Below are 25,894 nucleotides of genomic sequence, written 5' to 3'. Positions count from 1 at the left end.
CTATGGCCTTTGCTGAACTCAACATTGACATTCTTACCCGCAGCAAAGCTCGTGGAGGTTAGCAGTGCAAGCAGCAATACAGCCTTACTGATGCTCTTGATTTTCATTGGTAGTCTCCTGTTCAGAATGAGTACGATGAACTGTTATAATATAACAATCCCTTACGGGAGAATTCCAGTGGCTTTTCTGCGTTCGGTAAAATCCCGGCGCGGCATTTTTTGCCGGGGGGATTACTTATAAAGGGGCATGGACTCAACAAACCGCAGAAATCTACAGCTGGCTGGCTTGTGGCGCGGGTTTCATTGATGTTAGCTTATGCCAAAACCTGGCATCTTAAAGAGTAAAAGTATGTTTTGTGTGATTTATCGAAGCAGCAAGCGTGACCAGACCTATTTATATGTCGAAAAAAAAGACGATTTTTCGCGTGTTCCTGAGGAACTGATGAAAGGTTTTGGTCAGCCTCAGTTAGCGATGATTCTGCCGTTGGATGGGCGGAAGAAACTGGTCAATGCTGATATTGAAAAGGTTAAACTGGCATTAACCGAGCAAGGTTACTATTTGCAGTTACCGCCACCACCCGAAGATTTGCTGAAGCAACATCTTTCCGTCATGGGGCAGAAAACAGACGACACTAACAAATAACCGATATCCGGCGGTGGCATTATCTTTGTCGGCGCGGGTTTTCATATCCACGATAAGGTGAGGGGAACGTTATGTATCAACATCACAACTGGCAAGGTGCGCTGCTGGATTATCCGGTGAGTAAAGTAGTCTGTGTTGGCAGTAACTATGCCAAACATATTAAAGAGATGGGCAGCGCAGTGCCCGAAGAGCCAGTGCTGTTTATTAAACCAGAAACGGCACTGTGCGATCTGCGGCAGCCATTGGCGATCCCATCCGATTTCGGTTCAGTTCATCATGAAGTCGAACTGGCGGTGTTGATTGGCGCGACGCTGCGTCAGGCAACGGAAGAGCATGTCCGCAAAGCCATTGCCGGTTACGGCGTGGCGCTTGATCTGACATTGCGTGATGTTCAGGGAAAAATGAAGAAAGCCGGGCAGCCGTGGGAAAAGGCTAAAGCGTTTGATAACTCTTGTCCGCTTTCCGGGTTTATCCCCGCGGCGGAATTTACCGGCGATCCACAAAATACAACGCTGGGCCTGAGCGTAAACGGCGAAAAACGCCAGCAAGGTACGACTGCGGACATGATCCATAAAATCGTTCCGTTGATCGCTTATATGAGCAAGTTTTTTACCCTCAAGGCCGGTGACGTTGTGTTGACAGGCACGCCTGATGGCGTCGGCCCGTTGCAAAGCGGTGATGAGCTGACAGTCACTTTCGATGGGCATTCTTTGACAACTCGCGTTTTGTAATACTTTTTGCCGCCAGAAAGCGGCGGCAAAACTTGCATCGCTGTGCCAGACTGGTTATAAGGTGCGTTTTAACGTAATGGCGGAACACCTGATGAGCGATGTACCTTTCTGGCAAAGTAAAACCCTGGACGAAATGAGCGATGCGGAATGGGAGTCGTTGTGTGATGGTTGCGGTCAGTGTTGCCTGCATAAACTGATGGATGAAGACACCGACGAAATCTACTTCACTAACGTCGCCTGTCGCCAGCTCAATATTAAAACCTGTCAATGTCGGAACTACGAACGTCGTTTCGAGTTTGAACCCGACTGCATTAAATTAACCCGTGAAAATCTGCCAACATTCGAATGGCTGCCAATGACCTGCGCTTATCGGTTGCTGGCGGAAGGTAAAGATTTACCTGCGTGGCATCCGCTACTTACTGGTTCGAAAGCGGCAATGCATGGTGAACGTATCTCTGTGCGTCATATCGCAGTGAAAGAATCAGAAGTGATTGACTGGCAGGATCATATCTTAAATAAACCTGACTGGGCGCAGTGATAAATTTAATAGATGCTGATGGGGGCTTTCTTAATATACGTCTGGATGCTCGCCATTTCGTAGCCCTGTTTTTGAAAGCGCTCTGTCATAATGAGAGTTACCCGATACCTTATTATCAACAGGTAACTCTCAATCTTTAAAAAACGTCTGTGTTTTTAAATGTGATAAACCTTATACCTTGAGTACATGGAGAGAATAATCGCTTATCAGACTTCAGGTACTTCAAAGAGTGTCTTTTTACCGTGTCTTTTCTGATACTCATTACAGGTGTTAATCATTTTTTTGGCCGCTTCTTTTAGCAAAGAAAGCATTAAATCATCATAATCAACATAGAATCTGGTTGTTTCAGTTTCCGTTTTTATCTCCCCGATGGCGGCTATTTCGGTGGTTAATTTCAATTTGGCGGCATCGATATCTTTATTCGCTTGTTTAACCGTGTTAGACAGGGTGGTAAAGAAACTCTGCACAGATTTTAACTTGTTCTTCAATTCTGGAATCAGTTTCCCTTCAACTACGCCCGCAGCAATAGAATAGGAAATGATTAAACCAAATGGACCGGCGACGACATCGGCTGCGGCACCGGCATACGCTTCCTTCCTGATTTTATCTACCTGTGACTGGAAATAGCTGCTTTTTTCTGAAAAATCATTGGTTAACTGGCTATCTAACGCCAGCAGTTTCCCGGAAGCGTTGTTGAAACTTTGTGAGCTTACCAGCAGGGATTTTTGCGCTTCATTCAGCTTCGTGATGCCGTCATCCAGTACCTTAATGAGGGGCGGATGCTTTCTTCTCATTGTACTCATCAAATAGCAAAATATACGCTGCGAGCAATTGCGTCGCAACACCACACCATTCATACACTGTTTGGGTTGCTTCAAAATACTTATCCTGGCTATCCATAAGTAAGGTTTTAATATCGCCGACTAAAACGGAGGCTGCCTGTGAATACTCCTGTTTAAAGCGACTTAACTCTTTTATGGTTTCATCAAAGGTCTGCCAGGGGATGACCTGATCGAGATATTTATTATAAAGATCTAATGCTCCATCTGCGGTTTCGATTGCGTTTTTAACTACTTCTACCGTTTTATCTGCAACGATTTCAGTCATAATCATTCGCCTCTTTAAATATATAAATTGTAATGAAACTCCTGTTTTACAACTATTAATAAATTTTACTTCATCTAATTCATAGTTAGCCGGGCGGGATGCGTCAATGTCTTTATTTCTATTAATATGATAAATATCAAACAATGTTTAATGTCATTATGGCGAATGCTTCTATTCTATTTTTTTGCCGGGTGATATTTTTCATTTCTGCTGGATGAGCGTCGTCGCCAGAAGGCCACGTGAGCACAGGATAAGAGAACGAAAAATCAGCAGTCTATGCAGCGACAAATATTGATAGCCTGAATCAGTATTGATCTGCTGGCAAGAACAGACTACTGTATATAAAAACAGTATAGCTTCAGGCAGATTATTATGTTGTTTATCAAGCCTGCGGATCTCCGCGAAATTGTGACTTTTCCGCTATTTAGCGATCTTGTTCAGTGTGGCTTTCCTTCACCGGCAGCAGATTACGTTGAACAGCGCATCGATCTGAATCAACGGTTGATCCAGCATCCCAGCGCGACTTACTTCGTCAAAGCAAGTGGTGATTCTATGATTGATGGTGGAATTAGTGACGGTGATTTACTGATTGTCGATAGCGCTATTACCGCCAGCCATGGTGATATTGTCATCGCTGCTGTTGACGGCGAGTTTACGGTGAAAAAATTGCAACTACGCCCGACGGTACAGCTTATTCCCATGAACAGTGCGTACTCGCCCATTACCATCAGTAGCGAAGATACGCTGGATGTCTTTGGTGTGGTGATCCACGTCGTTAAGGCGATGCGCTGATGTTTGCCCTCTGTGATGTAAACGCGTTTTATGCCAGCTGTGAGACGGTGTTTCGCCCTGATTTATGGGGTACCGGTGGTTGTGCTATCGAATAATGACGGTTGCGTTATCGCCCGAAACGCTGAGGCAAAGGCGCTGGGCGTTAAAATGGGCGATCCCTGGTTCAAACAAAAAGATCTGTTTCGTCGCTGTGGTGTGGTTTGCTTTAGCAGCAATTATGAGCTTTACGCAGACATGAGCAATCGGGTGATGTCGACGCTGGAAGAACTATCGCCCCGCGTCGAGATTTACAGTATTGATGAAGCATTCTGCGATCTGACAGGTGTGCGTAATTGTCGCGATCTGACTGATTTTGGCAGAGAAATTCGCGCAACGGTGCTACAACGTACCCATCTTACTGTTGGTGTGGGGATCGCCCAGACCAAAACGTTGGCTAAGCTTGCCAATCATGCGGCAAAAAAATGGCAGCGGCAGACGGGTGGGGTGGTGGATTTATCAAATCTGGAACGCCAGCGTAAATTAATGTCTGCTCTCCCCGTGGATGACGTCTGGGGGATTGGACGGCGGATCAGCAAAAAACTGGACGCGATGGGGATCAAAACCGTTCTCGATTTGGCGGATACAGATATCCGGTTTATCCGTAAACATTTTAATGTCATGCTCGAAAGAACGGTGCGTGAACTGCGCGGCGAACCCTGTTTGCAACTGGAAGAGTTTGCACCGACGAAGCAGGAAATTATCTGTTCCCGCTCGTTTGGTGAACGCATCACGGATTATACGTCGATGCGGCAGGCCATTTGTAGTTACGCTGCCCGGGCGGCGGAAAAACTTCGCAGTGAGCATCAATATTGTCGGTTTATCTCCACATTTATTAAGACGTCACCATTTGCGCTCAATGAACCTTATTACGGCAATAGCACGTCGGTAAAACTGCTGACGCCCACTCAGGACAGCAGGGATATCATTAACGCTGCTACGCGATCTCTGGATGCCATCTGGCAAGCGGGCCATCGCTACCAAAAAGCGGGCGTGATGCTGGGGGATTTCTTCAGTCAGGGAGTCGCGCAGCTCAATTTATTCGATGACAATGCACCGCGCCCCGGGAGTGAGCAATTGATGGCGGTAATGGATACTCTGAATGCTAAAGAGGGCAGAGGAACACTCTATTTTGCCGGGCAGGGGATCCAACAGCAATGGCAGATGAAGCGAGCTATGCTTTCACCACGTTATACAACGCGAAGTTCTGATTTACTGCGGGTCAAATAAATATAGCGGCAGGAAAAAAGCGTTCCCGCAGGAGCGCCGAATGGATTAGCGACCGAACAGATCACGTTTTTTCGCTTTAAACGGCTGGGAAATCACCACCAGCACCGCGACAATCAGGTAAGCGATAAAAATACCGAGCAGCCACTGCGGCATTTCCATACCTAAAAAATCCCACTGACGCTCGGCGCAATCGCCAGAGGCGACAAACACTTGCGGCACCCATTTATCCAGCGGCAGCCATTCCGGGAAACGAACCATAAAATCACAGGTGGCAAATGGCGAAGGATAGAGCTGAAGCATGGTGTGCTCGTAAGTTAACTGCACACCGCGGAACGCACTATACAACCAGATAACCATCGCTACATAACGCAGCGGAGTTTTCGGGGCGATCGCGCCAATCAGCGCAGCACCCAGAACGCCGAATAACGCGCAGCGTTCATAAATACAGAGCACGCAAGGTTTCAGTAACATCACATGCTGGAACCACAGCGCCGTCAGTTCCAGTGCCAGAGCAGTAAACGCCATCAACAGCCACGCGCCCCGGCCTTGTGAACATTGGTTCAAAAATCGCAACATAATCATTTCCCTGCAATATGCATAGAGTGCGCAGTTTAAACCAATTCATTCGCTGCGCCACCAGGAGGCAGCAAAAATAGGACGCAATTGGACAATTATCGGGCGAAAAGGCAAACCGGGCATTTATATGCCCGGTAAGTTGTTATCAAAGCGTTGCTATCCAGCCCATTTGCATAAACCATTCGGTTACAGGGGCAAGCGTAAACTCGACGCAGAGCAAGCCGACGAGTGTCAGTACGAGGGTGTAAGGCAGGGCCATCCACACCATGCGGCCATAAGAGAGGCGAATCAATGGCGCGAGTGCAGAGGTCAGCAGGAACAGGAACGCAGCCTGACCGTTCGGCGTAGCGACAGAGGGCAGATTGGTACCGGTATTAATGGCGACCGCCAGCAGCTCGTATTGCTTCAACGTGATAGCGCCACTTTCCATTGCCGCTTTCGCTTCGTTGATATAAATCGTCCCCACGAAGACGTTATCCGAAATGGATGACAGCAGACCGTTGAAAATATAGAACAGCGACAGCTGAGCATGTTCAGATGCCTGCAACACAAACTGAATAATCGGCGAAAACAGTTGTTGGTCGATAATCACCGCGACTACCGAGAAAAACACCGTCAACAGTGCGGTGAATGGCAGAGATTCGGTGAAGGCTTTACCGATAGCATGTTCATCGGTGACACCGGTCAATGATGTTGCCAGAATAATGACTGACAAACCAATCAAGCCAACTTCCGCCAGATGCAACGCCAGCGCAGTCACCAGCCAGACGCCAATAATCGCCTGGACAATCAGACGGATTTTATCCTGACGGGTACGCTGGTGGCGGCTTTGATCGTCAAACTGTTGCAACACTTCGCGGACTTTCTCCGGCAGCGTTTCACCGTAGCCAAACCAACGCAGCTTCTCTACCAGCAGGCAGGTTAACAGGCCACAAATCAGAACCGGAACGGTCACCGGCGACATGCGCAGGAAGAAATCGCCAAAATGCCAGCCAGCCGCTTTAGCGATGATCAGGTTCTGTGGTTCGCCCACCATGGTCATTACGCCGCCTAATGCGGTGCCGACACCGGCATGCATCATCAGGCTACGCAGAAAGCCACGGAACTGTTCCAGAACCACGTTGTAATGCTTGTCGATATGACTATCGTCTTGCAGGTCGGTGTCTTCGGTACGGGAAGAGGCTACGCGATGATAAATACCATAAAAACCGACTGCAACGCTGATCACCACCGCCACGACGGTTAAGGCATCGAGGAACGCGGAGAGGAACGCTGCCGCCACGCAAAAAGAGAGCGACAGCAGCATTTTGGAGCGAATGCTTAACAGCAAACGGGTAAATATGAACAGCAACAGCTGTTTCATAAAATAGATACCCGCCACCATAAACATCAATAACAGCAAGACTTCAAGATTTGCCGCCACCCCTTCACGGACGTGTTCCGCGCTGGTCATGCCGATGAATACCGCTTCGATAGCCAACAGACCACCGGGGAGTAGCGGGTAGCATTTCAGGGCCATCGCCAGAGTGAAAATAAATTCCGCTACCAGCAACCAGCCCGCGACGAAAGGGCTGATGAGGAAAATTAACGGGTTTACGATTAAGAAAATGATGAGGGCGAGTTTGTACCAGTCGGGGGACTGGCCCAAAAAATTGCGCCATAGCGCGCGGCCCCAGGAGATCTCCATGATGGTTTCCCTTACCTTACAAATAATCAATGATGTTTTTGTGTTTAAACGCAAAGCTTAACGGTCAGGCAGGAGTGAGGCAAGTCTTGATAGTCAAGGGGAAAGAGATGCGGAAAATGAAGCCTTGATCCCTTTTTCTTCTTTTTGTCTGCTATCAGCGTAGTTAGCCCTCTGGTATGATGAGTCCAACTTTGTTTTGCTGTGTTATGGAAATCTCACTATGGTCATTAAGGCGCAAAGCCCGGCGGGTTTCGCGGAAGAGTACATTATTGAAAGTATCTGGAATAACCGCTTCCCTCCCGGGACTATTTTGCCCGCAGAACGTGAACTTTCAGAATTAATTGGCGTAACGCGTACTACGTTACGTGAAGTGTTACAGCGTCTGGCACGAGATGGCTGGTTGACCATTCAACATGGCAAGCCGACGAAGGTGAATAATTTCTGGGAAACTTCCGGTTTAAATATCCTTGAAACACTGGCGCGACTGGATCACGAAAGTGTGCCGCAGCTTATTGATAATTTGCTGTCGGTGCGTACCAATATTTCCACTATTTTTATTCGCACCGCGTTTCGTCAGCATCCCGATAAAGCGCAGGAAGTGCTGGCTACCGCTAATGAAGTGGCCGATCACGCCGATGCCTTTGCCGAGCTGGATTACAACATATTCCGCGGCCTGGCGTTTGCTTCCGGCAACCCGATTTACGGTCTGATCCTTAACGGGATGAAAGGGCTGTATACGCGCATTGGTCGTCACTATTTCGCCAATCCGGAAGCGCGCAGTCTGGCGCTGGGCTTCTACCACAAACTGTCGGCGTTGTGCAGTGAAGGCGCGCACGATCAGGTGTACGAAACAGTGCGTCGCTATGGGCATGAGAGTGGCGAGATTTGGCACCGGATGCAGAAAAATCTGCCGGGTGATTTAGCCATTCAGGGGCGATAATCCCTTCCGTTTAAAGAGCAAACCCCTCAAACGAGGGGTTTTTTGTTGTTTTTACAGATTTCCCATTCTTGGCGGGCAACGTTCCAGCAACTCGATGCTGCCGTCTTCGTTTTGCTGTTCGAGCATCACATCAAATCCCCACAGGCGATGCACATGCTTCAGGACTTCTTTGCGCCCCCGATCCAGCGGTGCGCGATTATGTGGAATATAACGCAGCGTCAGCGAACGGTCGCCGCGCAAATCCACGTTCCAGATCTGAATATTCGGCTCCAGATTACTTAAGTTATATTGCGACGATAACCGGTTACGGATCTCCCGATAACCTTCTTCATTATGAATAGCGGAAATCTCCAGATAATTATGCCGATCATCATCCAGCACGGTGAAGAAGCGGAAATCACGCATCACTTTCGGTGACAGAAACTGGCTGATAAAACTCTCATCTTTGAAATCACGCATCGCGAAATGCAGCGTTTCCAGCCAGTCGGAACCGGCGATATCCGGGAACCAGTATTTGTCTTCTTCCGTTGGCGACTGACAAATCCGTTTAATATCCTGGAACATGGCGAACCCGAGGGCATACGGGTTGATGCCGCTGTACCACGGGCTGTTATAGGGGGGCTGGAAGACCACATTGGTGTGGCTGTGCAAAAACTCCAGCATAAAACGTTCCGTTACTTTCCCTTCATCATACAGATGGTTAAGGATGGTATAGTGCCAGAAGGTCGCACAGCCTTCGTTCATAACCTGAGTCTGTTTTTGCGGATAAAAATACTGGCTCACCTTACGCACAATACGCAGGATTTCACGCTGCCATGATTCCAGCAGTGGCGCATTTTTCTCCATAAAATAGAGCAGGTTTTCTTGTGGTTCGGACGGATAGCGGCGCGCTTCAGCAACCGTTTTCTCTTCCTCGCGCTTCGGCAGGGTACGCCAGAGCATATTGACCTGACTTTGTAGATACTCTTCGCGACTTTTCTGCCGGGCTTTCTCTTCTTGCAGCGAGATTTTTTGCGGGCGTTTGTACCGGTCCACGCCGTAGTTCATCAGCGCGTGGCACGAGTCCAGAAGCCGTTCTACTTCATCAACGCCATAACGTTCTTCGCACTCGGTAATATATTTACGGGCAAAAATCAGATAATCGACAATCGAACTGGCGTCGGTCCAACTGCGGAATAAGCAATTGTTTTTAAAGAAAGAGTTATGCCCATAGCAGGTGTGTGCCATCACCAGCGCCTGCATAGTAATGGTGTTCTCTTCCATCAAGTAAGCGATACACGGGTTAGAGTTAATGACGATTTCATAGGCCAGCCCTTGCTGACCGTGCTTATACAGCCGTTCAGTCTCGATAAACTTTTTACCGAATGACCAGTGCGGATAGTTAATTGGCATGCCGACGCTGGAATAGGCATCCATCATCTGTTCTGAGGTTATCACTTCAATCTGGTGCGGGTAAGTATCCAGCCGGTAGAGTTTCGCCACCCGGTCTATCTCTGCCAGATAAACATCCAGCAGGTCGAACGTCCAGTCGGGTCCATCGCTCAAACGTGTGGTGTCCTTATTAATAGAATCGATCGTCGCCATACGCGCACCTCATTGTTGTCGGCGCTCTCTGTGTGGAGCACCTCATTTCAAGCATAGAACACCTGTTAAAAACCGCGTCGCCGGAGAATTTTTTTCTTTGCGATTTCTTATTATCAGAGTGCCACTAATCCGCTTCTGAACGGAATTTTATGCTGGATAAAAAGGGCGTTCAGCAGGAGATACTAAAGACGCCATATTGCCGCAGAGTCAGGGAGATGTGAGTCAGCTCACCATAAAAAAGCCGTATGTTGAATAATATTTTCAACTGAGTTATCAAGATGTAATTAGATTATTATTCTTTTACTGTATCTACCGTTATCGGAGTGGCTATGCGAGTTGTCATACTGGGAAGTGGTGTGGTAGGCGTTGCCAGCGCCTGGTACTTAAATCAGGCAGGACATGAGGTCACCGTCATTGATCGGGAGCCGGGGGCCGCCCTGGAAACCAGTGCCGCGAATGCCGGGCAAATCTCCCCCGGATATGCTGCACCGTGGGCAGCACCAGGTGTGCCTTTAAAAGCGATTAAATGGATGTTCCAGCGCCATGCGCCGCTGGCGGTTCGTCTCGACGGTACGCAGTTTCAGTTGAAATGGATGTGGCAAATGTTACGTAACTGCGACACCAGCCACTACATGGAAAACAAAGGGCGGATGGTGCGTCTGGCGGAATACAGCCGTGATTGCCTGAAAGCATTGCGCGCCGAAACCAATATTCAGTATGAAGGGCGTCAGGGTGGGACGCTGCAACTGTTCCGTACCGAACAACAGTATGAAAATGCGACCCGCGATATCGCCGTGCTGGAAGATGCCGGCGTACCGTATCAGCTGCTGGAATCCAGCCGCCTGGCGGAAGTGGATCCCGCGCTGGCAGAAGTAGCGCACAAACTGACGGGCGGCCTGCAGTTACCCAATGATGAAACCGGAGACTGCCAGCTGTTTACCCAGAATCTGGCGCGGATGGCAGAGCAGGCGGGGGTTAAATTCCGCTTTAATACGCCCGTTGACCAACTGCTTTGCGACGGCGAGCAAATCTACGGCGTGAAGTTTGGCGATGAAGTGATTAAGGCCGATGCGTATGTGATGGCGTTTGGTTCTTACTCGACGGCGATGCTCAAAGGCATTGTTGATATTCCGGTGTATCCGCTGAAAGGCTACTCGCTGACTATTCCAATTGCGCAGGAAGATGGTGCGCCAGTATCCACCATTCTTGATGAAACCTACAAAATCGCCATTACCCGTTTCGATAACCGCATTCGTGTTGGCGGAATGGCGGAAATTGTTGGTTTTAACACCGAGCTGTTGCAACCGCGTCGTGAAACGCTGGAAATGGTGGTTCGCGATCTCTATCCACGCGGCGGTCATGTCGAGCAGGCGACTTTCTGGACGGGTTTGCGCCCGATGACGCCAGACGGTACGCCGGTTGTCGGGCGTACACGCTTTAAAAATCTGTGGCTGAATACCGGTCACGGCACGCTCGGCTGGACGATGGCTTGCGGTTCCGGTCAGTTGTTAAGCGATCTGCTCTCTGGTCGCACGCCAGCGATCCCATATGAGGATCTAAGCGTAGCGCGCTACAGCCGTGGATTTACGCCATCACGTCCGGGCCATTTACATGGCGCACACAGCTAAGGAAACGAGATGACCCGTCCGATACAGGCCAGCCTCGATCTGCAGGCATTAAAACAGAATCTGTCCATTGTCCGCCAGGCCGCGCCGCACGCGCGCGTCTGGTCGGTGGTAAAAGCGAACGCTTACGGGCATGGTATTGAGCGTATCTGGAGCGCGCTCGGGGCCACCGATGGCTTTGCATTACTTAACCTGGAAGAGGCAATAACGTTACGTGAGCGCGGCTGGAAGGGGCCGATCCTGATGCTGGAAGGATTTTTCCATGCTCAGGATCTGGAGATTTATGACCAGCACCGCCTGACCACCTGCGTACACAGCAACTGGCAGCTCAAAGCACTGCAAAATGCGCGGCTAAAAGCACCGTTGGATATTTATCTTAAAGTGAACAGTGGGATGAATCGGTTGGGCTTCCAGCCCGATCGCGTGCTTACCGTCTGGCAGCAGTTGCGGGCAATGGCGAATGTTGGCGAAATGACCCTGATGTCGCATTTTGCTGAAGCGGAACATCCTGATGGAATTTCCGGCGCGATGGCGCGTATTGAGCAGGCGGCGGAGGGGCTGGAGTGTCGGCGTTCGTTGTCCAATTCGGCGGCGACTCTGTGGCACCCGGAAGCGCATTTTGACTGGGTTCGGCCTGGCATTATTTTGTATGGCGCTTCGCCGTCCGGTCAGTGGCGTGATATCGCCAATACCGGATTACGTCCGGTGATGACGCTAAGCAGTGAGATTATTGGTGTCCAGACGCTAAAAGCGGGCGAGCGTGTGGGCTACGGCGGTCGCTATACTGCGCGCGATGAACAGCGAATCGGCATTGTCGCCGCAGGATACGCCGACGGTTATCCGCGCCATGCGCCTACCGGTACTCCTGTTTTAGTGGACGGCGTGCGCACCATGACGGTGGGGACCGTCTCGATGGATATGCTGGCGGTTGATTTAACGCCTTGCCCGCAGGCGGGGATTGGTACGCCGGTTGAGCTGTGGGGCAAGGAGATCAAAATTGATGATGTCGCCGCCGCTGCCGGAACGGTGGGCTATGAGTTGATGTGCGCGCTGGCGTTACGCGTCCCGGTTGTGACAGTGTAACTTGTTGTAAGCCGGATCGGAGGCAGCGTCTTCTGGTTGCGAAAAAATCATCCATCCGGCTGGTCAGCAACTGTAGTTGTTAATGTGACAGAGCCATTGCCCATGATAGTGTCCATTAAAAGAATGGACACTATTTCCCCGGAACCTGAACTCGCCGCACAGGCGTTCTACATAAAACGCTTACGCTTCATTGTTGACTCGGAGTCGACTTAGATAAATCACGCTTCACCCTTGATGCAGATTCGGGTTCATGTTCAGATTGTTGATTAACAGGCTGCGAGTCCTGTTGTCTTTCCAGACTCAACAGGCCCAACTGTTGATCCAGGAGCTCCAGGTCCTCCTGTACCTTCACGCGCTCCAGGAGTTCCGGGTCATCCAGGAACTCCAGATCCATAAGGTCCTCCAGCTCCTCGAGTCCTTCCAGGTCAACCTAGCCTTCCTTGTGCAAAAAGTCCAAAAGGTCCTTCAGGCCCTGCTGTTTTTTCAGGCCCTCGACGGCTTTGAGCAGCGTCGGTAAATTGTCTTTGTCCCACGGGTTACCATTACAGTCAAACACCTTCAGGCTCTGGGGCTGCGGCACCTGTACCGTTTTAAACTTGTTTTCTCCACAGTAGTAAATTATTAGTTTGGGCGGCAGCCGTGGTGAAGAGATCAAATCGTTACTAGAACAGTCAAATACTTTCAGGCGAGTCAAGTTCTCCAGCATCTCATCAGGTATTGAGTTAATATTGTTGCCGGCACAGGATAGTTTATACAGGTACTGGGGCATCGACGGCGGTAAAAATTGCAAGAAGTTTTCAGAACAGTTAATCACTCTCAGGTTAGTCGACAGCTCAGGCAGCCAGATAATACAGTTTTCATAGCACTTCAGTACCATCAGTTTTGAGGGCTGCACCTTCGGTAACAAGATCAAGACGTTATCTGTACAGTCAAGCACCAGCAGCCACTTTGGCATCACCTTCGGTAACGCGGTCAACACGTTTTTACTGCAGTAAAATTCAATCAGATGTGGAGGCAAATTCTCAGGGAGTGAAGTCAATCCCAGGTTGCTAAGATTGAGCATACTCCGTCTTGTAATGAGACATTCCTTCATTCTGCGCAATGCTTCTGCCCGGTTTTCAATCCGGCTTGCTGGCAGGTTTTCTTCCAGGATATTTTCCTTGATTTCTTCCAGACTTTCTTTCAGGTCTTCTTGGGGAATTTCTGACTGTTTGTTTTGCTGGTTTTCTTCCAGGATTTCGTACAGGTTTTTTTGCAGGTTTTCTTGCAAACCATCCTGCTGTATAGCCCATTCGCACCATTTGGCGACCATCATGAACTCGTTATGTTGCTGATTCAGGCGAGTCCCCAACGTGATGATGGTATTGTTGTCCACCTGTATGTTCACTTTGCCCGCGATACTGAGGTCAATGATCTGCCAGGGGGCATCACCCCAGCTGAATTTTTGCGGGCTGAGATACTTCATGTTCTGCAAAATTTGATTCTTGAGTTCCACCGACAGGAAGAGCCGCCCTGGCGGGCGTCGTACGTCTGGGTTAACGGAAGATGGGGGAATGGCGGGGGCGAATGGGCAGATGTCTTTAAAGCTAGCCATAATGCTACGTTTCCTTGAAATAAATATCCTCTGGCAGCGCCGGAGACGTGAATGTGGTCACCGCAAAGGAGCCACAGGACGTCATTTGCGCTGATATCACTACTCATCGTTGACTTTTTCCCTGGTCAGAAATGCCGTGTCGGGTCTGGTACATGCTGTATTACGGCCTAGGTAGCTCTGACGTATTAAAGAAAATACGAGAGTGAACGACCCGGAAATAATCGTTATTAAGCAAAGGAATAACTATAAGAAATCGCTCATGCATCCGGTGCTACAGGCGGATGAAACGCCTATTGTGTGGGCTATGTCAGTGCGGCAGGTTGCGTGGGGAATATGTTCAGGCGATGTCAGGCAGGGGCCCCTGATGGTTGACCGGTAATGCGGGGCTGGTTTTTATTACCTGTTACAGTCGGAAAAAGCCCTTACGCTGACTTTCTTGAGCCGGTGTTTTGAGTTCATTAGCCAGAGCCTGCAATGGTTTGTCATCCATAATTTAACCTTCTTCTGATGTTGGGATGAGCATATCAAAATCAGGAAATGACAAGTTTATTACAGGCTCAGGCTGCGTTCAGTAAAGCATCGCATCCGGCGATAGATGCTGCATTAAATTTAAGATTCAGCTTCCTCTTCAGCCACCCGAACGCCAATCTTCAACACTTCATTATCTTCTTTCTCGGCCACCGTCCAGATCATCCCGGCAAACTCTACCTGGTCACCGACAACCGGTGCCGCGCCTAGCAACTGCTGGACAATTTCACCCAGCGTTTGCTGTTTATCACGATATTCTCGCCCGTCTTCCAGGCCATATATCAGCGCAACATCAGCATATTTGGCGCTGGCTTCGAGAATGAAGTCACCAAAGAAGCGTTGATCCAGCGCGACCGGTGGCGACTGGCTGAACAGTTTACCGAGCGCCGGGAGATCGCGTTCCCGACCAATTACACACAATACATCGCCTTCGCGCAGTCGGGTGCTGCCGGTAGGATGAAGCAACTGGTTATCACGAAACAGGGCTGCAATACGCGTCTCTTTTGGCATATGCAAATCGCGCAGTGCCGCACCTACACACCATTTATCAGCACTCAATTGATAAACAAACTGCTCCCACGGATTTTCCGGATGAATATCCAGGCCAACGCGTGACACCGGACGTCCGACGGGCGGAACCACCACTTTGGCTTTTTTCGCCGCCCACGAGAGTGATGTTCCCTGCAAGAGCAGTGAAACCAGAACCACAAAGAAGGCGACATTAAAGAACAGTCGCGCATTCTCCAGCCCCGCCATCATCGGGAACACGGCCAGGATGATTGGCACCGCGCCGCGTAATCCCACCCAGCTGATAAACACGCGCTCACGCAGATTGAAACCGCGGAAAGGGAGCAATCCAGCAAATACCGAAAGGGGACGGGCGAAGAATATCATCCATGCCGACAAAATGAGCGCCGGAATGGCAATAGGCAGCAGATCGCTTGGGTTAACCAATAGCCCCAGCACCAGGAACATGGCGATTTGCGCCAGCCAGGCGAGGCCGTCGAAATTTTGCAGGATGCCGTAGCGGTTGCGAATCGGCCGATTACCCAGCAGAAAACCGCACAGATAAACAGCCAGAATACCGCTGCCTTCCAGCGCCGTGGTTAAAGCAAAAATTAAAATACCGCCGCTTAATGCCAGCAATGGATATAATCCGGCAGGCAGGGCGATGCGATTAATCATTTGCAGCAGTAAATAACCACCGCCAAGACCGATGACAATCCCGAGGCCAAATTGCTGCAGAATATCGACCACGAACATCCAACTGACACTGCTTTCATGCTGCTGGATCATTGCAATCAGGGTAATCGTCAGAAAGACCGCCATTGGATCATTACTGCCGGATTCAATTTCCAGCGTCGAGCCAACACGTTCGTTAAGCCCCTTACCACCCAGCAGAGAAAAGACCGCTGCAGCATCGGTGGAGCCGACGATAGCGCCGATTAATAAGCCTTCAATCAAATCAAGATTAAACAGCCACGCCGCCATCATGCCGGTTAAACCAGAGGTGATAAGTACGCCCAGCGTCGCCAGCGACAGCGCCGGTCCTAACGCCACACGAAAGGAACTGGCCTGAGTGCGCATCCCGCCGTCGAGCAAAATAATCGCCAGCGCCAGGTTACTTACCATGTAGGCGAAGGGGTAATTATCAAACGGGATACCGCCGACGCCATCGACTCCCGCCAGCATGCCGATCGCCAGAAAAATAACCAGAATAGGAATGCCAAGACGGGAAGAAAATGAACTAAGTAATATACTGCTGGTGACAAGGATGGATCCTAAGATGAAAAGGCTAATTATTGTTGTGGCATCCAACGGTCGGTTACTCCTGATTACGCTGTCTCTTATATAAACCCTACCATATTAGCGGCAGAGACAGCGTTTTACTTAGCCCTGAAGCGTGATTTTTTTACATTTTAAGAACAGGATGACCGCTAATCGTCAACTGAGTGCCTTCCCGGGTGTTATTCAGAATGGCATGTGCGCCCAACGGCAGCGTAACCGTGCGTTGTTCATGACCAAAATCGAGGCCGGTAATGAGTGGAATCGACAGGCGGGAACGCAAAAACGCGTACACTGACTCCAGGTTGTAACCTGCGTCATAATCATTGGGCGTGCTGCCGCTAAAGCTACCGAGAATAATCGCCTTCTGACGTGGCAAAATTCCCGCATGATAGAGCTGCAACAGCATACGTTCGACGCGGAAAGGGTGCTCGTTAATATCTTCCAGCACCAGAATACCGTTCTCAATTTTTGGCATCCACGGTGTACCAATCAGTGAAATCAGCATCGCAAGATTGCCTCCCCACAACGTGCCTTCGGTCTGACATGTCGGGCCTTCCCCTTGCCATTCAATGGTGAAGGTTTCATTGCGTAACGCCAGCCAGAAATGGTGCTCGGTAAAGGCGTTCAGTTCATCCGCACCAAAGTTTGCTACCAGCATGGGGCCGCTAAAGGTGATGACATTGCCTTGCGCCAGAAGACCGCACTGAATGGCGGTAAAATCGCTATGTCCGCAAATGAGTAACGGGTCATGTTGTTGGCGAGCCACCAGTGCCTGCCAGTCAATATCTGCCAGTAAACGACTGGCACCGTAACCGCCGCGTACAGCCAGCACGATGGTGTTGGGGGTAGTCAGTCTGGCAAGGGAATTGAGATCTTCCAGACGCTCCGTTTCCGTACCCGCAAAACGCTCACAACGACGGGCAATAACCTCGACGTTATTGACTTGATGCCCCGCGTCGGTAAGGCGCTGGATACCACGCAGCGCGGCGTGCTGTTTAATGCTGTAACCCGATGGGGCAATTAAGTGAAACAGAGACATGGCAATTCCTTGCTGACAACAGAAACGAAATGTATATCATGCCGCTTAGGTGTGCCGTTGTCACCTCAACGGCGATTCCAGGCTATAAGGATAGAAGAAGTGAAATTGAGATGGTTTGCCTTTTTGATTGTGTTATTAGCGGGTTGTTCATCAAAGCATGACTATACGAACCCGCCGTGGAACGCGAAAGTTCCGGTGCAACGTGCGATGCAGTGGATGCCAATAAGCCAGAAAGCCGGTGCAGCCTGGGGCGTCGATCCACAATTGATCACGGCGATTATCGCTATCGAATCGGGTGGTAATCCGAACGCGGTGAGTAAATCGAATGCCATTGGTTTGATGCAGTTAAAAGCTTCAACCTCCGGACGTGATGTTTATCGCCGTATGGGCTGGAGTGGTGAGCCGACGACCAGCGAGCTGAAAAATCCAGAGCGTAATATTTCAATGGGGGCGGCTTACCTGAATATTCTGGAAACCGGCCCGCTGGCAGGCATTGAAGATCCGAAGGTACTGCAATATGCGCTGGTGGTGTCATACGCTAACGGGGCAGGTGCGCTGCTACGGACTTTCTCGTCAGATCGGAAAAAGGCGATCAGCAAAATCAACGATTTGGATGCTGACGAGTTCCTCGATCACGTAGCGCGAAATCATCCTGCGCCGCAGGCTCCGCGCTATATCTACAAACTTGAGCAGGCACTGGACGCGATGTAAATCAGTCGCGCACTTTGTCCGCTTTTTCCCGGGCTTCTCGCTCGAGAGAGAAAATAATCCGCTGTAATTGCCGCTCCACCGTCGGGCTGACGTTAAGAAAACGGAAGCTCAGACGGGGAGTGGTGATGGTTTCATTCTTGCCATCAATCACTTTGCGCTCGCTGGTGGAGATTAACTGGGCGTCAAAGTGAAAAACACCCCATTGCCCCATGTTGACTTCAATTTGAGCGAAGCGCATACCTTCTTGTAATTCGGCAGGCTTTGCTGTTTCCAGTAATGCGCCCATGCCGCCTAACGACAAATCATACAAGCGGAAACGTAACGTACTGTTATCCGCCAGTTTGGTCTGGCAAAAATAAGGCGGATGGAGTGGGGCGGAGATGCGGAAATATCGGCGTCGTTGTACAAACCATAAGGTGGGAGGCGGTACGGTAATAAATGCCGGAAGCTGCAAGTATTCACTCTGCTGTAGTTGTTCAACAGTAAACTCGACTTTCGCACCCTGAGTTTCGGCGGTAATGGTAATGTGCTGTGCCTTTAGCACGGCGATGTTGTCTTCGGCTTGACTGCCGAAATCCAGCACCAGTTTATCCGGGGTTATTGCCAGTATTTTGCTGATCAGCTGCCCGCCATTCCAACTGAGACGCAAAGGAATTGCGGCTTTGTGCAAATCGCGTAACACGCCCAGGACGGCTAACGGATTTTGTTTCAGGAACTGCTCATGGTAATGACTCACGCGGAAAAACTCCTGACTGACAAACTGTCTTTGGTTTATCGGTCATAGTTAACAAAACTTAATACAAATGCGTGAATATTTTTTACATGTTGTTCTTAAATCAGCCGACAAACGCCCAGCATCGATCCCGCCCTTGCCTATACTTAGAGCGTTGACGTAAGCATTTCTTGCGACCGATTCATCGAAACGAGGGCCTGAACATGGGAATTATTGCCTGGATTATTTTTGGCCTGATAGCCGGCATTATCGCCAAGCTAATCATGCCGGGGCGTGATGGTGGTGGATTTTTCCTGACCTGTATTCTCGGGATAGTCGGTGCGGTGGTCGGCGGCTGGCTGGCGACCATGTTTGGCATTGGCGGCTCCATCAGCGGTTTTAATTTGCACAGCTTCCTAGTGGCGGTGGTGGGCGCTATCCTGGTACTGGGCGTATTCCGCCTCCTGCGAAGAGAATAAGATTTTCATAAGGCGGATAGCGATACAGATGCCGCTATCCGCTTTCACATCAGAACGTATACTCGACACCTGCCCAGAAATTGCGACCTTCTTCAATAAACCCTTCACTGTAGGCATATTGGGTATCAAACAGGTTATTGACCGACGCATTGACGCTGAAGCCATGACCTAAGGTGTAATCGGCTCGAATGTGGGTCACCGCAAAACCGGCGGCTTTTTGTGAACCGTCACTGTTGCTGTAGCTGGAGGAACGCGCCTCTTCCGACAGCGTTACGCTTAACGGCTCCCATGGTTTGAGTGTCATCCATGCGGTCATTGTCTGCGTTGGAAGATCGGTTATCTTGCCGATGTCTTTGCGTTTGGCGTCAGCGTGGATCAGAGCGTAGCTCAATCCTACATCCAGTATATTGCTGATTTTCCCCTTAATACCGGCATCCAGACCGCTGTAATCCACCGTGCCGCTGTTCTGATTTTGAATGGTATCGGCATTGATATTGTGCGAGAGGATGGCATCACTCACCCGGTTATAGTAAACGCTGACCTCAAATCCCCAGTCGCGCGTGAAGGCACCATTCCAGGTTAAATCCACCCCGCGAGCGCGTTCCGGCTTGAGCTGCGGGTTAACAATCGCTATCTGGTTATACGCAGGTTTGGATGTGGTATAGCGTTCTTTCAGCGTCGGAAAGCGTGTGCGGTCATAGTACGAAAGCGCCAGAGTGTCTTCATTGGCAAAGTGGTATTTCCCCATCACCTGCCAGTTAAAAGCTGACTGATTGTTGTCGTCATAATGGGTGATGCTGCCATCTTTCTCGTGTTTTTTCGCTTCTACGCTATCGCGCCAGTCATAGCTGATTCCCGCCACGACATCGACATTATCAGCAGCAGCCCATTGATATTCACTGGCGAGCGACCAGGTACGATCTTCATAGCGATCGTAAGCGGCGTGCGGCGCACCTTTTTCCCGGTGTACGTCATCTTTCCAGTTAACGGCAAACGACAGCAGATCGTTTTCACGCACATCGGCTGCCAGTTGTAATCCGGCACCGTCGCTGTAATCGGAATAATGGCTGTAGCTGCCTTTTTTATTTTTCAAATCAGCCAGCGAGTTGTACATCATCAGCGTATTTTCAAAGGTGTCGCGATACAGCCGACTTTTCAGGGTAAAACGGTCGTTTAGTTGGGTCGCTCCCTGATAATAAAAACTTTCTTTGTCATACTCTGGCCACTGCCAGTAGCGTGATTTTTGACCACAATTTCCGCTGTATGGCGGGTTATCTTTTTCACCATCCTGCTTAATGTAAGTCAGCGTGTATTCATCGTTTTCGCGCGGTGTAAAACCGAGCTTCACAATGCCGCGTTTATCATCAGCCGATGAATTAATCATCTTGCCGTGTTTGCCTGCAATATCATTATTTACACCATGCGGCAGGCCGAGAAAATCCTGCTTTAGCTGGCTACCGCTGACTTGCAAATACCCAAGATCGCTGCTGGCGGCAAATGAAGCATGCATATCGTAGGCATTGTCCTGACTACGGCTCCATCCCTGGCGATATCCCAGACTTGCTTCTTCAGGGTGGTGATATTAATGGCTCCGCCCATCTGATTAGGCCCATGAAGCAGCGACGAATACCCTTTGGAAACTTCGACTGCCCCCAGATTGTTGGTCAGAACCCGCGCCAGATCGAGGTTGCCGTCATAGGGAACATAAATGGGCACACCGTCGAAATAGACCGGCACCTGCCGACTATCAAAGCCACGAACTTTTACCTGTTCTTCGTTGCGGCTGCCTGACTTTTGCAGCACCACGCCGGGGACGACACTTAATGCCTGAGCGACATTCTGTTTATCCAAGGCTTTCATGGTGGGTTGATCGAGAACGGTGGTCGTCGTCGATGATACCGGACTGGACCATACGGTCAGCGTGTCGCTCTCCTGAGCCGCTACGGCCTGCTGGGTAAAGGCAAGTGATAATGCTGTGCAGAGATAACGTTTTTTGAGTCTCATAGAATAAATTCCGTTTAACAAAGAATTAAATAGAGGCTGTGGGTTGCAGACTGACTTTAATGTCAGCTGGTGCCGCGTAATAAGGCGCGGAGGTAATAAAAAGGCGAATGCCGCAGTCGAGGTAATTTTTGAGTGTCGTCAGATTAATTCCGCCGGTCAGAGCCAGCGTGCAGTGAGGAGCCAGCGACGGCGCTATTTGCGCAATTTCAGTTGCCTGTTGCGGACTAAATTTGTCGAGCTGAAGTACGTCTGGTTGTGCGCGTAACGCGGCGATAGCCTCTTTCGGCGTGTCGGCTTCAACAACAATTTTCTTCTCGGGTGCGTGGCGACGTAACTGAGCGATTGCGCCTGACCAGCCCTGATTGTCATGAAGAAAATGGCGGTGGTTGGCAAACAATAATATGGTTTCCGCACATCCGGCACGATGAATTAGTCCTCCGGCAGCCAGAATTGCCTGCGAAGCCAGTAAGCGGGTGCCCGGAATTGCTTTTCGGGTGCAGGCGATATTGCCGTCAGGATAACGTTCACGAAGCAATGCCAGCATTTGAGCGAGATAATCAGAAACACCGCAACTCCACTCCAGCACATTCTGGACTGCCTTCCATCCCTGATGAAGTGCTGCGGCATTACCCTGCGCACGGATTAGCCGTTGACCCGCGTTCGCTTGTGAACCGTCGCTGACCGCGTCATCAATAGTTAATCCCAGCGTAGTTAACATCTTACACGCGACAGAAACGCCGCTGACGCAGCCGCCCTGACGGTGAAAAAACGCTATATAGCCAGGCTGGTGTCCAATATTTAATGCTCGCGTGGTCAGGTCACCTCCCTGGATATCTTCCAGCAGTAACGCATCGATTTGTGCCTGAGAAAGGAAAATCATCACAGTGCCTCCTGCGGTACGCTATCCCACCAGATGAGCGCCCAGTCGCGGCTGGCAGGGGCGAGGGCACGAGCATCTTGTTGTTGATACCAGTGATATAACCGCTCACGCTCATCGTCGTTAAGCGCGCCAAGACTCCAGCTGACGTTCTGCTCAAAACGTTCCCAGGTGCTGTTATCCTGTTGGCAATTTTGTCCACGGATAAAATCAACGTGGGCATAAATTCCCATCTGATACAGGACGTTGAGCGCAAAGATATAGTTGGGTAATTCGATCACTTCCCGACCAGCCGCCCGCTGAATGGCTGGAGAGACGAACGAGGTGCTGACCAGATGAGTTGTATAGACGCGAAGCCGTGCCTGATTATTCAGTTTGCTCATTGCATGGCGCATATCAGCCACCAGAGTGGAGCGGGAAGCCACGGCAATATCGCAGCGTGGCAGGTCACTCCAGTCCTCTTCCCAGGCGCGCTGGATCCAGTGGACATTGTCAGCCTTCAGTGCGGCGGCGCGGCGGGCGGCAACGTTCAGCATCCCCTGACTGTAATCAACGCCATAAACCGTAGTGAGTTTGTCAGCCAGCGCCAGCGATACGGTGCCTGGTCCGCAGCCCATATCGAATAAGGTCTGAGCGCCTTGCAGGTCAATTTTAGCGATCAGTTGTTGCAGGTAGCTGTCCGTTGGCGAGGCGCAATTTTCCGCCATTTTCTCCGCCCGTTGATCCCAGTGATCGGGCGTTTTTTCTGTGCGGTGAGCCAGTTTGAGTTGCTGCAGATAAAGGTCTGCAAAATCAATATCATCAATGAGCATGATTGTTCCTTAGCGGCTAATTGCAGAGAGGTGATGATGAATTTGGTCGGCAGAAACCCGATACAGGGCCGCCAGTTTGTTCGTTGTTAACTGTTCGGTCGGTAAGCCTTGTGTTACTCGTCCATCTGGCTCTACCTGGATAATGCTGTCGGCAATGGCGTTGGCATGGAGCGGATGGTGAGTCGACATTAACATTGTCATGCCGTTATTTTTGAGCTGCGCCAGCGTGTCCAGAAGTTGGATCTGATGACCGAAATCGAGGCTGGAGGCGGGCTCATCCAGTAACAACAAGCGCGGTTGTTGGACGAGTGCACGGGCGATTAAAGCCAGCTGACGTTCACCGCCGCTAAGCGTATTCCAGCGTCGTGTCGCCAGATGCAAAATGCCCAGCTTTTCCAGTTGCTCCGTGGCTTTCAGGCGTTCTTGCTTACCGGGAACGGAAAAAGCGCCTATGGTGGGGGCCAGGCCCATCAACACCATATCCAGCACACTGAAAGCAAAAATACCGTCGTGCGCCTGCGGCACCCAGGCAATAGCCTGTGCGCGCTGGCGATGGCTGAGTGTCTGCACAGGGAGGCTATCCAGTAGGATCTCGCCTTTTAATAACGGTATAACGCCAAGAATGGAGCGCATGAGTGTGGTTTTGCCGCAACCATTCGCGCCAAGCAGACAACAAATTGTTCCTTGCGACAGGGTGAAGGACACGTCGCGTAGCACTGGATGGCGGGAGTAACCCAGAGACGCATGACGAACGGCAAGCAAAGTCACTGGCGACCTCCGCGTAACAACAAAAGCAGGAAAAACGGTGCGCCAACAAAAGCGGTCAGAATGCCAAGTGGGATTTCTGTTGTTCCAATGCTGCGCGCCAGCGTATCGGTAAGCAGGAGCAGAATAGCGCCAGTACACATTGCCATAGGCAACAGCTGCTGATGGTTATGACCGGTCAACAAGCGGGCAATGTGCGGAACGACCAGACCGATCCAACCAATTATGCCCGCTATTGCTACCGTGCTGGCGGTGATTAGTGTGGCGCAGACAATCAATCCAAAGCGCAGACGCGTCACGTTCAGTCCCAGCGAACGGGCTTCGTCGTCGGAAAGCGTGAGTAAATTCATGCGCCAGCGGAGAAAAAACAGGGGCAAGGAGCCTATGAGAATGATCGGTGCAGCATAGCAGAGATCGCGTAAGGTCACGGTGGACAGTCCCCCCAGCAACCAGAAGGTAATTGACGGTAACTGGGTGTAAGGATCGGCCAGCGTTTTAATTGGCGATATCCCCGCTCCGCACAACGTTCCTAACGCAATGCCTACCAGCACCAGGGTTAAGATCGGATCGTGGCGGGTCACCCGACGCGTAATCAACCAGACGCCCGCGACCACCATCAGCTCGCCGCAAAATGCGTACAGCTGGATGTAAACAATGGGTAATCCCCACAGGATTGCCGCGCAGGCACCAAGTCCGGCACCGGCGGAGACGCCTAAAATATCCGGTGAAACTAAGGGATTACGCAACATTCCCTGATAGGTGGTTCCGGCTCCTGCCAGCGCTGCGCCCAGTAACAGCGCAGCAAGAATACGCGGCACGCGGATTTGCCAGAAGACAATTTGTTCCTGCACAGACACATTTTCTTGACGAAGAATTAGCGCCAGCAGTTGCTGCATATCGAGATGATAAGCCCCACTTACGGCGGCAAAAGTGATACTGATAGCTGCCAGCAGCAAAATACATCCGTTTACGATTCTCATTAGCTCGCCACCAATTTTTGATAGTCGGCATCACTGAGTGAACAATGCCAGAACAGTTGGGCGTAATGCTGCATGTCACTTTTAAACTGGCGATTGATGGCGGGATCCAGCCAGGCGTGAAGTCTGCGTAATCCCAGAAGACGGTTGATTCCCGGCGGGGCATCGAGCCAGCCAAAGGGCAAGCCACTTAAAAATAAGATGCGTTGTTCCGCAACGGCTTTCACGCCCTGCCAGAGAGGATCACGACGAATAAAATCTGCAGTAACGGCCTCCTGAACCAGAATAATATCCGGCTGCCAGCGCAGGAGATTTTCCATGGAAACCTGTGTCAGGCCGTGGCGATCGGCTATTTGCGCGACGTTGTGCAAACCTAATAATTCCGCCGCCTCGGTATGCAACGAACCCTGTAAGCCCGTTTCCAGCCCTCGGGGACCGCGCGCAGCATAAAAGCGGAGGTTAGCGGCGGGTGAGGTGGCGAATGCCTGAGCTTCACCAACGAAGTGGCTGGCGAGATTGGCTTGTTCTGCGGCGCGGTGCTCTTCGCCTAACGTTTTGCCAAGCGTTGTTAACTGTTCTGCTGATTGCGCCAGTTTTCCGTTAAGCAATAACCAGGGGATTTGTGTCTGTTCGCTAACCTGCCGTGCCTGGGAGATCAAGGTTTCATCCGTATTGCCGCAATCAACGACCAAATCGGGATGTAACGCCATAAGCCCTTCCAGCGATAGTGTGCTGGCGCGCCCGGCGAGTCGTCCCAGCCTGGGTAACTGGCGAATGTGCTCTGGCAATGGAATTAATGCCTGACGGGCAAAATCAAAAGAGGAAAAACCGACCATTTTTTCTGGCGCGACAGCCAGCAATAGCAAATCGGCGGGCGCGCCTGCGCTGACGATGCGTGTAATGTTTTGGGCTTCGGGAAGAGATTGCGAAGCAAAACGATTAACTGTTTGTGAAAAGGACGGTAGAGACTGCAGGAGCAGGGTAGATGCAAGTGCCTGCGCAAACGTCCGTCTGGTTATGGGCATGGTGAACATCCT

The 25,894-nt window shown here is 50.6% G+C and carries 20 protein-coding genes and 6 pseudogenes; 11 read left to right on the top strand and 15 right to left on the bottom strand.

Features of this window, described 5'->3' with window-relative positions:
* Positions 1-107, bottom strand: a pseudogene (gene pliG, locus ACUU1I_RS10400) (g-type lysoyme inhibitor PliG); the annotation flags it as partial.
* A gap of 241 nt (positions 108-348) precedes the next feature.
* Here pliG and ACUU1I_RS10395 point away from each other — a divergent pair.
* From ACUU1I_RS10395 to ACUU1I_RS10385, 3 genes are all read left to right on the top strand, one after another.
* Positions 349-642: a YcgL domain-containing protein gene (locus ACUU1I_RS10395; protein ID WP_001297679.1), complete on the top strand. Its 294-nt coding sequence runs from the start codon at positions 349-351 to the stop codon at positions 640-642.
* Between the two features lie 71 nt (positions 643-713).
* The gene (locus ACUU1I_RS10390) at positions 714-1,373 is read left to right on the top strand and encodes a fumarylacetoacetate hydrolase family protein (protein WP_000284272.1); all 660 of its coding nucleotides are present in this window, start codon (positions 714-716) and stop codon (positions 1,371-1,373) included.
* A 91-nt stretch (positions 1,374-1,464) separates the two neighbouring features.
* Positions 1,465-1,911, top strand: a complete 447-nt coding sequence (locus ACUU1I_RS10385) for a YcgN family cysteine cluster protein (RefSeq protein WP_001306825.1) — start codon at positions 1,465-1,467, stop codon at positions 1,909-1,911.
* 206 nt (positions 1,912-2,117) lie between these two features.
* Here the strand turns inward: ACUU1I_RS10385 and hlyE are convergent.
* Positions 2,118-3,018, bottom strand: a pseudogene (gene hlyE / locus ACUU1I_RS10380) (hemolysin HlyE).
* Between the two features lie 372 nt (positions 3,019-3,390).
* Here hlyE and ACUU1I_RS10375 point away from each other — a divergent pair.
* Entirely contained in the window at positions 3,391-3,810 is a 420-nt protein-coding gene (locus ACUU1I_RS10375) for a translesion error-prone DNA polymerase V autoproteolytic subunit (protein WP_000897383.1), read from the top strand.
* Positions 3,810-5,076: pseudogene (gene umuC / locus ACUU1I_RS10370) on the top strand (DNA polymerase V catalytic protein). The gene ACUU1I_RS10375 and the pseudogene umuC overlap by 1 nt, the downstream one beginning before the upstream one ends.
* Before the next feature lie 45 nt (positions 5,077-5,121).
* Here umuC and dsbB read toward each other — a convergent pair.
* Entirely contained in the window at positions 5,122-5,652 is a 531-nt protein-coding gene (gene dsbB / locus ACUU1I_RS10365) for a disulfide bond formation protein DsbB (RefSeq protein ID WP_000943462.1), read from the bottom strand.
* Between the two features lie 145 nt (positions 5,653-5,797).
* A complete protein-coding gene (gene nhaB / locus ACUU1I_RS10360; protein WP_000406415.1) occupies positions 5,798-7,339 on the bottom strand; it encodes a Na(+)/H(+) antiporter NhaB in 1,542 nt (513 codons plus the stop codon).
* Positions 7,340-7,559: 220 nt separating this feature from the next.
* Here nhaB and fadR point away from each other — a divergent pair, with 220 nt between their 5' ends.
* Positions 7,560-8,279 carry a fatty acid metabolism transcriptional regulator FadR gene (fadR, locus tag ACUU1I_RS10355; RefSeq protein WP_000234823.1) on the top strand — a complete coding sequence of 240 codons (720 nt, stop codon included), beginning with the start codon at positions 7,560-7,562 and terminating at the stop codon, positions 8,277-8,279.
* A 51-nt stretch (positions 8,280-8,330) separates the two neighbouring features.
* Here fadR and ACUU1I_RS10350 read toward each other — a convergent pair whose 3' ends face one another.
* A complete protein-coding gene (locus tag ACUU1I_RS10350) occupies positions 8,331-9,863 on the bottom strand; it encodes a SpoVR family protein (protein ID WP_000190824.1) in 1,533 nt (510 codons plus the stop codon).
* Between the two features lie 329 nt (positions 9,864-10,192).
* Between ACUU1I_RS10350 and dadA the strand changes: the two genes are divergently transcribed.
* Complete coding sequence (gene dadA, locus ACUU1I_RS10345; protein WP_001266896.1) at positions 10,193-11,491, top strand: D-amino acid dehydrogenase; 1,299 nt, start codon at positions 10,193-10,195, stop codon at positions 11,489-11,491.
* A gap of 9 nt (positions 11,492-11,500) precedes the next feature.
* Positions 11,501-12,571 carry a catabolic alanine racemase DadX gene (gene dadX / locus ACUU1I_RS10340; protein WP_000197829.1) on the top strand — a complete coding sequence of 357 codons (1,071 nt, stop codon included), beginning with the start codon at positions 11,501-11,503 and terminating at the stop codon, positions 12,569-12,571.
* A gap of 167 nt (positions 12,572-12,738) precedes the next feature.
* Here dadX and ACUU1I_RS10335 read toward each other — a convergent pair.
* Positions 12,739-14,165: pseudogene (locus tag ACUU1I_RS10335) on the bottom strand (hypothetical protein).
* A 537-nt stretch (positions 14,166-14,702) separates the two neighbouring features.
* On the opposite strand from ACUU1I_RS10335, the pseudogene ACUU1I_RS10330 reads away from it, so the two are divergent.
* A pseudogene (locus tag ACUU1I_RS10330) lies at positions 14,703-14,840 on the top strand (hypothetical protein); the annotation flags it as partial.
* Here the strand turns inward: ACUU1I_RS10330 and ACUU1I_RS10325 are convergent.
* Positions 14,775-16,511 carry a potassium/proton antiporter gene (locus tag ACUU1I_RS10325; RefSeq protein WP_000340206.1) on the bottom strand — a complete coding sequence of 579 codons (1,737 nt, stop codon included), beginning with the start codon at positions 16,509-16,511 and terminating at the stop codon, positions 14,775-14,777. The pseudogene ACUU1I_RS10330 and the gene ACUU1I_RS10325 sit on opposite strands and share 66 nt — an antisense overlap.
* A 94-nt stretch (positions 16,512-16,605) precedes the next feature.
* Positions 16,606-17,520, bottom strand: coding sequence for a muramoyltetrapeptide carboxypeptidase (gene ldcA / locus ACUU1I_RS10320; protein ID WP_000051625.1), 915 nt, complete (start codon positions 17,518-17,520; stop codon positions 16,606-16,608).
* Positions 17,521-17,619: 99 nt separating this feature from the next.
* On the opposite strand from ldcA, the gene emtA reads away from it, so the two are divergent.
* Positions 17,620-18,231 carry a membrane-bound lytic murein transglycosylase EmtA gene (gene emtA, locus ACUU1I_RS10315; RefSeq protein WP_001295616.1) on the top strand — a complete coding sequence of 204 codons (612 nt, stop codon included), beginning with the start codon at positions 17,620-17,622 and terminating at the stop codon, positions 18,229-18,231.
* Between the two features lies 1 nt (position 18,232).
* Here the strand turns inward: emtA and ycgR are convergent, their stop codons facing one another.
* Positions 18,233-18,967 (bottom strand): flagellar brake protein YcgR, encoded by a 735-nt coding sequence (gene ycgR, locus ACUU1I_RS10310; RefSeq protein ID WP_000020162.1) that lies wholly within the window; start codon positions 18,965-18,967, stop codon positions 18,233-18,235.
* Between the two features lie 200 nt (positions 18,968-19,167).
* Here ycgR and ACUU1I_RS10305 point away from each other — a divergent pair, with 200 nt between their 5' ends.
* Positions 19,168-19,422 carry a GlsB/YeaQ/YmgE family stress response membrane protein gene (locus ACUU1I_RS10305; protein WP_000511315.1) on the top strand — a complete coding sequence of 85 codons (255 nt, stop codon included), beginning with the start codon at positions 19,168-19,170 and terminating at the stop codon, positions 19,420-19,422.
* 49 nt (positions 19,423-19,471) lie between these two features.
* On the opposite strand, the pseudogene ACUU1I_RS10300 reads toward ACUU1I_RS10305, so the two are convergent.
* The 6 genes and pseudogenes from ACUU1I_RS10300 to ACUU1I_RS10275 all read right to left on the bottom strand — a co-directional run bounded on the left by ACUU1I_RS10300 (position 19,472) and on the right by ACUU1I_RS10275 (position 25,882).
* Positions 19,472-21,426, bottom strand: a pseudogene (locus ACUU1I_RS10300) (TonB-dependent receptor plug domain-containing protein).
* 25 nt (positions 21,427-21,451) lie between these two features.
* A complete protein-coding gene (gene modD, locus ACUU1I_RS10295; RefSeq protein ID WP_000576842.1) occupies positions 21,452-22,306 on the bottom strand; it encodes a ModD protein in 855 nt (284 codons plus the stop codon).
* On the bottom strand, positions 22,306-23,115 hold the full coding sequence (locus ACUU1I_RS10290; RefSeq protein WP_000903995.1) for a class I SAM-dependent methyltransferase: 810 nt from the start codon (positions 23,113-23,115) through the stop codon (positions 22,306-22,308). The genes modD and ACUU1I_RS10290 overlap by 1 nt, the downstream gene beginning before the upstream one ends.
* Before the next feature lie 9 nt (positions 23,116-23,124).
* Positions 23,125-23,883 carry an ABC transporter ATP-binding protein gene (locus ACUU1I_RS10285; protein WP_000173312.1) on the bottom strand — a complete coding sequence of 253 codons (759 nt, stop codon included), beginning with the start codon at positions 23,881-23,883 and terminating at the stop codon, positions 23,125-23,127.
* Complete coding sequence (locus ACUU1I_RS10280; RefSeq protein ID WP_001223664.1) at positions 23,880-24,860, bottom strand: FecCD family ABC transporter permease; 981 nt, start codon at positions 24,858-24,860, stop codon at positions 23,880-23,882. Before ACUU1I_RS10280 ends, ACUU1I_RS10285 begins: the two co-directional genes overlap by 4 nt.
* Positions 24,860-25,882, bottom strand: coding sequence for an iron ABC transporter substrate-binding protein (locus ACUU1I_RS10275; protein WP_001123164.1), 1,023 nt, complete (start codon positions 25,880-25,882; stop codon positions 24,860-24,862). The genes ACUU1I_RS10280 and ACUU1I_RS10275 overlap by 1 nt, the downstream gene beginning before the upstream one ends.
* Between the last annotated feature and the right edge of the window lie 12 nt (positions 25,883-25,894).

This window comes from Shigella sp. SIG3, assembly GCF_053555855.1.
The sequence above is the reverse complement of the archived record's forward strand: the minus strand, read 5'-3'. Positions and strand labels throughout refer to the sequence as shown.